Below are 11,304 nucleotides of genomic sequence, written 5' to 3' on the forward strand. Positions count from 1 at the left end.
CTACGCCAGGGTGCCTCGAGACGCTGTTCAACGGCCTTGCCGGCCCGCGGGCAATCGACCTGCCGCTGAGCCGCGACTGTCGGCCGGTGCGTCCATCTCGCGGGTGGTTCGTCTGAGGAAGCGGACTCGCATCCAACGGGGTGTGAGCACACCTTCTTCCGAGAGGAACGTTTCGATGACGATTCATTTGTTCGACCATCTCGCTGACCATGTCGGTGGCGTGCGATGACTGCCCCGACCGTCGTGGTCGAGGATCTGCACGTCGCCTACGGCAAAACCTGGGCGCTCGACGGTGTCGACCTGGAAGTCGCAGCTGGAACGACGCTGGGGGTGCTCGGCCACAACGGTGCGGGCAAGACCACCCTGATCCGCGCCCTCACCACCCTGGTGCGGCCCACCGTCGGCCGCGTGCAAATCGGTGGCCTCGACGTGATCGCCGACGCCACCGACATTCGCCGTCGGATCGGGGTGACCGGTCAATACGCCGGACTCGACGAATTTCTCACCGCCCGGGAGAACTTGGAGCTGATCGGCCGCTTGGCCGGTCTGCGCCGCACCGCCCGCGCACGAGCCGACGCACTGATCGACCGGCTCGGGCTGCACGAGTACGCGACCCGGCGGGTCGGGGAACTCTCGGGCGGCTCCCGCCGTCGTGTCGATCTGGCCGCAAGCCTCGTCGGTGACCCCGCGGTGCTGTTCCTCGACGAGCCGACCACCGGTCTGGACCCCCTGGCTCGTGCCGGACTGTGGGACGTCGTCGAGGAGCTCACTACCGCGGGCACCACCGTGGTGCTGACTACCCAGTACCTCGAGGAAGCCGACCGGCTCGCCGATCACATCGTGGTCTTGAGCCGTGGCCGGGTCGCCGCCCGCGGCGCTCCCGCCGAGTTGAAACGGATCGTCGGCGGCAAGGTGCTGCACGCCATCGTCCCCGCCCAGCAGATCGCGGATCTGCCGTTCACCCCGGACGTCGACCGGGTCGACGGCACCCGGGTGCGGGTGTCGGTCACCGTCGACGACGCCCCCACCGTGACCGCGCTGGTCGCCGATCTGCACCGCGGCGGCATCGACGTCACCGACCTGGATGTGACCTCCCCGAGCCTCGACGACGTCTTCACCCACCTCGCCCACACCACCGGAGCCCACCGATGACCACCACCATGACCACGATCGGGCGTTCCCCGATCGGGAGCCAGCTCGCCGCCTTGACTGTCCGGAACCTGCGCACCAGCGCCCGTGTCCCGCAGCTGCTGATGTTCTCGCTGACCATGCCGATGGCGATGCTCGTGCTGTTCAGCCAGGTGTTCCGCAGCGTCGCCGCCGGACCCGGCTTCCCCGCCGGGGTCAGCTACATCGACTTCCTCACCCCGGCCATGCTCGCGGTCTCCACGGTGATGGCCGGCACCAACGCCGGAGTCTCCGCCGCGATCGATCACACCAACGGCCTGCACGACCGCTTCGCGGCCCTGCCGATGCGGGCGACGTTGCCCGGGATGGCTCGCACCATCAACGAGGCCGTGTTCACCCTCGCCCGGGCTGCGCTGCTCGGGATCGCCGCCGTGCTACTGGGTTTCGACTTCCATGGCAGCGGCGGCGACGCTGTCGCCGCGGTCGTGGTTCTGGTGGTGCTGGCGGGGGCGATGAGCGCCCTGTTCGGCCTGATCGGGGACCGGCTACGCCGCCCGGACGTGGTCCAGTTCGCCGGGATGATGGTGATGATGCCGCTGATGTTCGTCTCGAGCGCGTTCGCACCGATCCAGACCATGCCCGGCTGGATGCAAGCCATGGCCACTGTGAATCCGGTCGCGCACGCCACCGACGCCCTGCGTGGGCACGTGCTCGGCACCGCCACCGGCGGAGACACCGCCACCGCCCTGGTCGCGGCGATCGGACTATGGGCCGCGGTCACCACCATCCCCGTGCTCACCCGCTTGGTCCGGCCGACACGCGCCCGCTGAACCACGACGAACCCGCCGCGTCCTTCCTCTCCGGCAAGGGAGAAGGACGCGGCGGGCTTTGCGTATGCGCTATTGACCCGAACCGAGCACCGCGATGGCCTCTACCCCGCGAGGGGTAGAGGCTCATCTCGGGTGCTGTTTCAGCGGATACGCCTGATGCAGGCGCCGATGGCGCTCATGTGGTGGCGTCGAGCAGATGCAGTTCCTCGGCCACGATCAGATCGACCTCTTCGTCGGTGAGATCCGACAGCAGATGTGTCGTGAGCATCGCTCTCACCTCCTCACCGCGCTTATCGGGTCTGTCGAATCGGAGATTCCGATATCGACTTCGGCACCCATACAGACGTGACACTCCGGATCGGGACGCACGGGTGCGTCCGATCGGAGTCATCACCGTCAGTACGTGCGATGACGAACCAAAGGCTCGCCACCGCGCTAGCAGGCGAGGATGCTGGAGACGGAGAGGAACCACGATCATGAGCCAGCCAACGGCCACCACCGCGACCACACCACAGCCGCAACCCGGTGATCTCGACCAGCTCTGGCGCCGATTTTCCAGCGATCTGCGGGCCTTCATCGCCCGCCGGGTCTCACACCCGCAAGACGCCGACGACATCCTGTCGATCGTGTTCCTGCGAATGGCCAAAAGTTTGGACAACCTGCGCGAGCAGGATCGGCTGCTGGGCTGGATGTATGCCATCACCCGCAACGCGATCACCGACTACTACCGGTCCGCCCCCCATCGCCGCGAACTCCCCGTCGACGCCGTCCCGGATAAACCCTCCGCGGGCGAAAATGAACTCGACACCGACGCGGCGGCGGAGAAAGAACTCGCCTCCTGCCTGGCGCCAATGCTTGCCCGGCTGCCCGCCGAGCAGGCGGCCGCAGTGCAGATGGTCGACCTCGACGCTCACACGCACGCCGCTGCTGCCGGTGAAGCGGGCATTTCGATATCCGGGATGAAATCCCGCGTCCAACGCGGCCGCGCTGCCCTCCACGCCCAACTGCACGCCTGCTGCCAGATCAGTCAGGACCGCACCGGCCACGTGCACGACTATCAACCCCGTAGCGGAACTTGCGCCTGCGGGGACACGCCACCATCGGACCGATAGATCGCGCCCCGACCCGCACTATCGGCACATCGGTTGTCGAAGACGCTCGGATCGGGATCACTTCTCGGCCCGTGCTTCGCGACGAATCCACTGGAACAGGGATGGGTTGTCGACCGTGGTGATGACGCTGACCGTCGTACGGAGGCAGCGGTCGTCGTCCAGCAGGGCCAGCATGCTGGCGGCCAGATCCGCGCGGGCGGTGAACCTGCCGTCGGCGTGGCCTTCGTGGACGGTGTAGTCGGTGACCGACGGCAGGTGATAGAGCCCGCTCGGGCGCACGATCGTCCAGTCCAGATCGCTGGCGCGGATCAGCGTTTCCATTCGTCGCATGTCCTCATAGAGCGTCTTGCCCAGCACCCGCGTCACGTACGGCAGCAGCACCCGGTTGAACAGGATCCCGCCGTCGGAGTACGGGTGCGGGTCGACTCCGCTGGAGCTGACAACGGCGAGCCGACGCACCTGATGCCGCTGCATCGCGGCGACGATATTGGCCGCACCATGCGAATAGGTGATGATCGGTTCCTTCGCGGCAGGCACCCCGAGCGTCGAAAGCACCGCATCCCGCTGCGCCACTACGGCATCGACAGCCACCGCATCGAGCACATCGGCACCGACGATATCGAGCCGGTCATGGTGCAGGGGAAACGATTCCGGTTGTCGGGTGACCGCAGTGACCTGATGTCCGGCGGCCAGTGCCTGGCCGGTGAGCAGGCGGCCGGTGGGGCCATTGGCGCCGAAGACGGTAACACGCATCGTTGTCCTTCCTAGAACCTGGAGGCACCGGCACGGGCGGTGGAGAACGCGCTGTGGACTCCCATTTCCTCGAGCGCGACCGCGCCGCGTCCGGCCAGGTAGGCCCGCCGGACGGTGTCGTCGGTGTGGGTGAACTGGGTTATGGCGTCCCGGCGGCCGAGGGAGATGCCGCGGTTCCAATACGGGAAGGTGTGCGGTTCGGGCTCGCGGTTCTTGCGCAACCGGGCGAAGTTGTCGGCCGCGTGAATGGCCTGCGGCAGCGCGGTGTAGCAGGCGAAAGGTGTTGCCGCCGCGTATGTTCCGGCGATCTGCTGGTGCAGCCGGACTCGCTCCACGAAATCCGAGCGCGGGTGATCAGGGTGATCTGCGCATCCTTGACCTCCCTGATCACCCGGTTCGCCACGAGCGTGCCCGAGTAGCCGCTGCCGACCACAACCACCTGCATTTCGGCCCTCCTGTCTGGGTAACTGGACCACCACAAGTGGCCGGTGGCCGCAGACCTGTGACAGTGCGGTCATGTGACGAGCGACACCGCCCTCCAGGTGTCACAAAGCGGGCGGGACGCGCCACTGGTGCATGACATCGTCGACAGAGCCGACAGACAGGAGAGTGATATGAGCGACGACGAACGCGGGGACTCCGCCACCGAGGCCTTCGTCGCCCACCGCAACCTGTTGTTCACCGTCGCGTACGAGATGCTCGGCTCAGCCGCCGACGCCGAGGACGTCCTGCAGGAGACCTGGCTGCAATGGGGGAAGTCGATCAAGGAACAGTGCGGGATCAGCGCGCCTTCCTGGCCCGGATCACCACCCGGCAGGCGATCCGGCGGCTGCGCACACTCGGCCGCCGACGGGAATCCTACGTCGGCCCCTGGCTGCCAGAGCCGCTGCTCACCACCCCCGACGTCGCCGAGAACGTCGAGTTGGCCGACAACGTGTCGATGGCGATGCTGCTGGTGCTCGAAACGCTCACCCCTACCGAGCGAGCGGTGTTCGTGCTGCGCGACGTGTTCGACATGGCATACGACGAGATCGCGCAAGCCGTGGACAAGAGTCCCGCAGCGGTCCGCCAGATCGCCCATCGTGCCCGCGCACACGTAGCCGCGCGTCGGCCGCGCGGAGCCGTGTCTCCAGTCGAGACCCGCGAAGCACTCGGAGCGTTCCAGCGAGCGGTCGAGACCGGCGATCTGCAGGGCCTGCTCGACATCCTCGCGCCGGACGTCGTCTTCTTGGGTGACGGCGGCGGAGTCAAGCAGGCGACGCTGCGACCCATCGTGGGCGCCGACCGGGTGGCACGCGTGGTGAGTGGCGGCACGGGCTGGATGGGCGGCCGGGCATCGGCCGAGCCTGCGCAAGTCAACGGCTGGCCCGCGCTCATCATCCGGCTCGACGGGGAGATCGACGGCGTCGTCGCGGTGCGGATCGACGACGGCTCGGTCACAGGGCTCTACTACGTCCGCAATCCCCACAAGCTCTCACACATGCAACGCGAGACCGCGCTGGACCGTTGACCCCGGCACAGGCGGAGCAGTGCGGTGCGAGCCGCTCGATGCTCGCACCGCTCCGGGTGAGGGTTACTGGCAGCCGCACCCACCGCCTGCCGCCACCGGACCGCAGCACGTCGCCTTTTCACTGTGATCGCAGCACGTGGACTGTTCGGTGCTGCAACACGGGGGCGCCGCAGGCTGCGGGGGTACGTCCGTCCGCTCTGCCGCCGGGGACTCGAACTCGTTCGGGTCGGTCATGGTGACTCCTTGATCCGTTGGGGTTGGGCACCAGGACAGACGTCGGAGAACAGGAAAGGACGCACCCGGGCCGCCTCGGGATTCGAATGACCTGCGCTCGGATTAGGATGCCGGCGGTGGGATTGCTGTTCGAGACGCGTGCGTCGGATTCGCTATGGATCGACTCTGTCTGGACGTGCCGGAGCGAGCGGGTCGCGCAGATGACCTCCGTCGCGACCGAGACCTGGGGCCTGGTTTTCTGGGAACAGCACGGCACGGCGTACGCGGGCATCACAGGTCCGGAGAGCCGCTGCGATACCGCCCCTGTGCCCGAAGGCGCGAACTTCGTCGGGATCCAGTTCGCGGTCGGCACGTCGCTTCGCGCGGTGGCCGCAACGTCCCTGGTCGACAGCGGGGTCCTCTTGCCAGATGTGACCAACCGGACCTTCTGGCTGGCCGGTGCCCGCTGGGAGACACCGCGTCCGGACGACGCCGAGGCGCTCGTGGAACGGCTCGTCCGAGGCGGAGTCCTGGACCGCGATCCTTTGGTCGCGGACGCTCTGCGCGGGCACCGTCCCGCGGCCACCGATCGCACGCTCGAGCGTCGTTTCCGGGCGGCGACTGGCCTCACCCGAGGCGCGGTGCGGCAGATCGGGCGCGGCCGATCTGCCGCGATACTGCTCACCGCAGGAGAGCGCCCGAGCGATGTCGTCGACAAGCTCGGGTATTACGACGAGCCCCATCTAGCCCGCGCGCTGCGACGGTACGTCGGGCGTACCGCACGGGAACTCCGTGCGGGCATCGGCGGTGCGTTCGCGCTCGATCCCGCTCAGCGCACGACCCTGTATACGAGCTTGGCCACTCCATTGGAGTAGGTCGCGGACTCCTCGAGGCGCAGCTGCTGCTTGTCGCGGTCCGCCCTGCTGAACAGACTCTTGCCCTGCCCCAGCAGCACTGGGAACACGAGCAGGTTGTACCGGTCGATCAGATCGGCGTCCGCGAGACGCCGGGCCAGCTCGGCGCTGCCGTGAATGAAGATGGCGCCACCATCGCTCTGCTTCAGCGCGGCGATGTCGTCGATCGACCGCAGGATCGTGATCGGACCCCATCCCTCGATCACGGCGTCGTCGGTGAGGCTGGTCGAAACCACGTACTTGGGAAGTTCCTTGTACGCGGCGTGATCCGCGGAGTCGCGCCAGAACGGGGCGAACGCCTCGTAGCTGCGACGGCCGAACATCAGTGCCGTCGTGTCGGCGAGTTCTTCGCCTTTGAGCGAAAAGGCCTCGGGCACGAACTCGGTGTCCATCACCCAGCCGCCGCTGCGGTGCCCCTCCTCCTTGCCGCCCGGCGAGTCCACTACACCGTCCAGCGACATGAAGCCCGTGTAGACCAGTTCGCGTGTCAAAGTTCCTCCTCAGATCCGAAAGCGGAGACCGCCTGTAACTGCCCGGCTGCAGCCCGCCCGGCTGTAGACCGTCCGAGCGGTCACCGGAACACCGCTGGTCGACAGCCTATCGGCGGCTCGCGCCGCGGTCTTGGACAGAACCGACACCACTTTCGGCGTGCCATGCCTGCCCGGCCGCAAACGTCCTGTGGCGTCTCGAAGTCGACTTCTTTACTGCTTGGCCAACGGCTTGGCCCGGGCTGCCCGCACAGGGTCGGCCCTACACCATTTCGCCTGTGCTCGCTCGTTCGTCAAGGCCGCCGGATTGTCTTCGCTGGAGCCCGTGAGGTTCGCGTGTGGCCTGCCCGTCAGCCCCTCGACCCGCCGAGTTCGAAGGCCAGTTGCTGGGTGAGCCCGTTGATGCCGACCGGAGCGAGGAGCGGGAACGGGAATTTCCAGGTGGGGTTCATGCGTGTGCCCCCTCGCGTAGCGATACCGACGCGAGGCTACCGGCGTTCACCGCTACTCGTGGAGCCGGTCAGCGCCGTCAGGGCACATCCAACACACTTACCGGAACCCCGTAGGGCAGAAACCGCACCCGACGGCGATCATCAGTGTTGTCGCGATGCGCGCGCAAGGCCTCGAGCTCGCTCGGAAAGACCTGGTCGACCCTGGCCTCGCCGACGTCATCGATGCTGTAGATCGCCCACACCCCGCTGCCGGTCGCCCCGGTGGTCTCGCCCTCGGGTTCGGGTGGACGCGGCCGTTCCGGTTGGACGAACTGACCGAGCAGCGACGCCAGGGAACCGACGCTCGCGTGGTCTACGCGATCGAGGTACACGCCGGCTTTCCCGAGCAGGTCGCGGAGTTCGGTTCCCGCCCCACGCAGTGCGCGTTCGAAATCTTCCGGATCGATGCCGAAAGGCCCGTTGGTTGCCATCGCATGTGCTCCTGGGGACGAGTTGGGCGCTACGTCCTCAGTGTCCTCGCGAAACGCCGACTTCGCCACGCCGACCTCTCCCGTCTTGAACGCCGTCACGTTTTTCGATGCCCAGGCGATCTCGGCCGGTGGTCATCTGCTGATTCCGGCCATCACGCTGCTGTTGGCTGCCGGTGACCGAACGGTCGGGATCGGCTGTGGGGATCACCGACCGGTGGGCTTGCCATGGCTGGTAAATACCGGCATTGCGCCGAGACGCGAAATGCGAAATCTTCAGCCCTGGGAATTCCGAATCCTGACGACGAACCGATCCAGGCGATTTGTGGGAACTACTCGTGAACTGCTCGCGGTCGAGGTCGCATGTACGCGCCTCCGAGGCTACGGCCGGTCTGTCGTTCCCGGAGCACGGAGAGCGCCGTGACGCAGGCCGGGGATGACGGTCTCGCCGCGTTGGCCGATCGGATCGCGAACGGGCTGCGTGAGGTAGCGCCGCCCGGGTCGCAGCGGCTGGAGGCGTGGTTCGCGATGACGGTGGCCGCCGAATCGGCGGTGCTGGTGGCCGACGTCGGTATCGGGTCGGTCCGGTGCCCGGTACCGGATGCGGTGTGGGATGCGGTGCGCCGGCATCGGCAGGTGTCGGCAGAGGCCGACGGCGGGCCGTGGTGGCGGTTGCTGGTGCGCATCGAGGCAGACGGTGTCGAGGCCGTTGCCGATCACGGTGCGGTGCCGTTCCCCGGCGAACAATTGTTCGCACCGGAGGCCTATCTCGCCGACTTGGAACACTATCCGCGGGATCGGCTGCCGGTGTGGCTGGCGGCCTACCTCGGGCGTGGCGACCGTCGGACGCGGCCGCCGCGCGCCGCCGCCGACGCGATGCGTGCGGACCGGCGTGCCGGTTTGCGGGCGGTGGCAGTGGACAACGAACTGCCGGAGCTGGCCGTGTTGTGGGCCCGGTGGGCGGTGCTGGCGGCAGCGTTCGTGGCGGTCGGGTCGGGGCAGGGGCCGCGGATCGTTCCGTCGGTGGGCATCTTCGAAGGCGCGGGACGCAGCGGTTCGACGCTCACGCTCCTGCCCGGTGACCGGGCCGTGCTGTCGGGCGGTGTGTGGGATGCGCCGGTCCTGGACGCCGCGTACAACGCGGGTGCGGCAATGCCGGAATTGTTTGCGGGAGCGCCGGATTGGGTGGCCGACCCGGTGCTCAATCCGCGGGTGGCAACCGGTTTGCTGTCGTTTTGTTACTGGTGGGAGGCCGGTCAGTGGTACCGGGGTGAGTCCGCGCCGATACCAGAATGCGCGCCGGCGCTGCCCGCGGTGTGGACGGTCGGCACCGTGGCGGGTGTCATCGGCAACCTGTTGGACGACCGGTTGGGTACGTCGGACGCGGCCGAGTTGTTGGTGTCGGCCGCAGAGGCCGGTGCGGTGACGCGGGAGGCGATCGCGCAGGTCTTCGGTGACGGTGACGACACCGACATCGACGGTGCGATGTTCCAGTTCGTGCTGGCGGATCTGGACGCGAACCACGCCGAGGGGATCGGCGGAGCGGATGCGCTCGACGTCGTCCGGGATCACATCCGACGACAGGGTTATGACACTACGGGATACCCGCTGTCGACGTTGCGGGCTGATCGCATCAGCGTGGGCTGGGTGGTGCGTTCGCCCGTGCCACACGGTGAAATCGCCTTGGACCGTGCAGTTTTCTACGTCGCCGACGATGGCGTTGTGGAGCGCTCGACCACGTCTGTGCCATTGTCGGTGTTCGTCACCGGTTTCGAGCGACGGTTCCGGCTGCGCGGCAACGACCGAGCCTGACCGGGAGGGGGGATCGTGACGTGAACGGTGAAGTTCGGTTGGATCCGGACCGCCTGCGAGATCGGGGAGCGCGGCTGGCCGAACTCGGCGATCGCGTGGGGCAAACGCATGCGGGACTGCGCGATTCCCTGGCGCATGCCGAAGGCAGTTGGGGCGACGACGATCTGGGTCTCGCGTTCGCCAAGGAATTCAAGCCGCATACCGACCAGTTGCTTGCCAATCTGCGGGCAATGGAGGAGAGCCTGCACAGCGTGGCCGCGGGAATGGTGGACGCGGCAGGCCAATTCGAAGTGCAGGACAGGTACGGCGCCAGCCGGGTCGGCACTTCCGCCGACAACCTGGCACCGATCGGCGAGCCGGCGCCACTGCCCCGGCCGGACCGCAGCGCGGGCACGTCCTCGTATGCGGGCGCGGAGCCCATGACGTCCGATCCGGTGGCGACCTCTCCCGCGGCGACCTCTCCCGCAGCGGCAGATCCGGCGTATCCCCCGAACCCGGCGTATTCCACGGACCGCGCCAACCCCACCGATCGGTCCGTTCCCGGCGGGTCGCAGACACCCGACGCGTCCGCAGGACGCCCACGCTCCACGCCGGAGGGCGGTCCGCAGCAGGCCCCTTCGGATAAAGCAGCGGGCCGAGATGCGGCCCGGGGAGTAGACGGACCGGGCAGCAGTAACTCCGGCAAACCTGTCGGAGAACGCCGTCCTCCGGCAGTGTTCCCCCCGGCCGTCACCCGGGATGCACCTCGTGCCCCAGCCGGGCAGCAGGCGGCAGTCGGCCCACCGGGCGGTGCCGGGCGGCGAGACACCCCCTGGTCGGGGCAGCCGCCCAGAACGGCCGGACCACCCGCCGGCGCCCAGCCGAGACCCTCGAGTCCTCGGTTCGATTCTCCGCCGCGGAAGCCCAAGCCCGCCGACGAATTGCCGCGCGGACGCGATCGGCAGCGCCCCGGCGCGCGCCCGGTTATCGATCCCATGGTCGGCTGGCTGGCGCGGACGCTGGCCGAGCGCCACGGCGTGCGGGTGGCGGGATTCGATACCCCCGGCTTGCAGGTGTCGGTAATACGAGAATTCGTTGCCGCTGTGGACCGGGTGCTCACCGACTACCCGGTGATCTCTCTCGACGTCGTCGCGGTTATGGAGCTCGATGCCGGATCGGCGCCGGTGTGGTGGAGTCCCGAACCACGGGATACGCGAGGTACGGGCGCCGGTCGGTCCATCACCCTGGACCAGGGGACCGCGCAGAAGCCGAGGCAAGCGACCGGAACGACGGAGTCCGACGCCGAGTCGGCGGAGCTGGGCGTCTATCCGGCGACGCTCCGCGAATTCGGCCGGGCACTCGACTCTGCCGGTGGCGGTCGCGCACGCAGGCAGGCACAGCGCGTCCTGATCGCGGAGTACCTGCGTCTGGAGGCGGGGCCGAACCGCACACTCGCCGAGGTGGTGAGCGGTTACCGGCGCTGGCGTGCCGAGTTGGCCGGGGACGCCGCGGACGCACGCGGGTTCGACGTGAGCCGGGCACTCGGCGCCGCGTTCGCCGATGTCGTGCTGCGCGGCGACGAGGCGAGCCTCCAGGCGCGAGCACTGCACGCGGTGCTGGTCGACGCGACGTCGCGGCGGGGGTAG

10 protein-coding genes and 1 pseudogene are annotated in these 11,304 nt (G+C 68.1%); 7 read left to right on the forward strand and 4 right to left on the reverse strand.

Features of this window, described 5'->3' with window-relative positions:
- Positions 1-225: 225 nt before the first annotated feature.
- The 3 genes from IU450_RS23400 (at position 226) to IU450_RS23410 (ending at position 3,070) form a co-directional block, all read left to right on the forward strand.
- Positions 226-1,152: an ATP-binding cassette domain-containing protein gene (locus IU450_RS23400; protein WP_195151876.1), complete on the forward strand. Its 927-nt coding sequence runs from the start codon at positions 226-228 to the stop codon at positions 1,150-1,152.
- Positions 1,149-1,958 carry an ABC transporter permease gene (locus IU450_RS23405; protein WP_195151877.1) on the forward strand — a complete coding sequence of 270 codons (810 nt, stop codon included), beginning with the start codon at positions 1,149-1,151 and terminating at the stop codon, positions 1,956-1,958. The genes IU450_RS23400 and IU450_RS23405 overlap by 4 nt, the downstream gene beginning before the upstream one ends.
- Positions 1,959-2,434: 476 nt before the next feature.
- Entirely contained in the window at positions 2,435-3,070 is a 636-nt protein-coding gene (locus IU450_RS23410; protein ID WP_195151878.1) for a sigma-70 family RNA polymerase sigma factor, read from the forward strand.
- A gap of 57 nt (positions 3,071-3,127) precedes the next feature.
- Here the strand turns inward: IU450_RS23410 and IU450_RS23415 are convergent, their stop codons facing one another.
- Both IU450_RS23415 and IU450_RS39915 read right to left on the reverse strand, forming a co-directional pair.
- Positions 3,128-3,823, reverse strand: a complete 696-nt coding sequence (locus IU450_RS23415; protein WP_195151879.1) for an NAD(P)-dependent oxidoreductase — start codon at positions 3,821-3,823, stop codon at positions 3,128-3,130.
- 11 nt (positions 3,824-3,834) lie between these two features.
- Positions 3,835-4,158, reverse strand: a complete 324-nt coding sequence (locus IU450_RS39915) for a hypothetical protein (protein ID WP_228834971.1) — start codon at positions 4,156-4,158, stop codon at positions 3,835-3,837.
- Positions 4,159-4,437: 279 nt separating this feature from the next.
- Between IU450_RS39915 and IU450_RS23425 the strand changes: the two are divergent.
- Positions 4,438-5,333: pseudogene (locus IU450_RS23425) on the forward strand (RNA polymerase sigma-70 factor).
- A gap of 350 nt (positions 5,334-5,683) precedes the next feature.
- Entirely contained in the window at positions 5,684-6,421 is a 738-nt protein-coding gene (locus IU450_RS23430) for a helix-turn-helix domain-containing protein (protein WP_195151881.1), read from the forward strand.
- On the opposite strand, the gene IU450_RS23435 is transcribed toward IU450_RS23430, so the two are convergent.
- Together IU450_RS23435 and IU450_RS23440 are read right to left on the reverse strand one after the other, a co-directional pair.
- On the reverse strand, positions 6,376-6,951 hold the full coding sequence (locus IU450_RS23435) for a dihydrofolate reductase family protein (protein ID WP_195151882.1): 576 nt from the start codon (positions 6,949-6,951) through the stop codon (positions 6,376-6,378). The genes IU450_RS23430 and IU450_RS23435 overlap by 46 nt on opposite strands.
- Before the next feature lie 526 nt (positions 6,952-7,477).
- Entirely contained in the window at positions 7,478-7,870 is a 393-nt protein-coding gene (locus tag IU450_RS23440) for a hypothetical protein (protein WP_195151883.1), read from the reverse strand.
- Between the two features lie 417 nt (positions 7,871-8,287).
- Between IU450_RS23440 and IU450_RS23445 the strand changes: the two genes are divergently transcribed.
- Both IU450_RS23445 and IU450_RS23450 read left to right on the forward strand, forming a co-directional pair.
- Positions 8,288-9,679, forward strand: a complete 1,392-nt coding sequence (locus tag IU450_RS23445; protein ID WP_195151884.1) for a hypothetical protein — start codon at positions 8,288-8,290, stop codon at positions 9,677-9,679.
- Between the two features lie 20 nt (positions 9,680-9,699).
- Positions 9,700-11,304, forward strand: coding sequence for a hypothetical protein (locus tag IU450_RS23450; RefSeq protein WP_195151885.1), 1,605 nt, complete (start codon positions 9,700-9,702; stop codon positions 11,302-11,304).

The sequence above is a fragment of the Nocardia abscessus genome (genome assembly GCF_015477775.1).
In the GTDB taxonomy this organism is placed as follows: Bacteria; Actinomycetota; Actinomycetes; order Mycobacteriales; family Mycobacteriaceae; genus Nocardia; species Nocardia abscessus_A.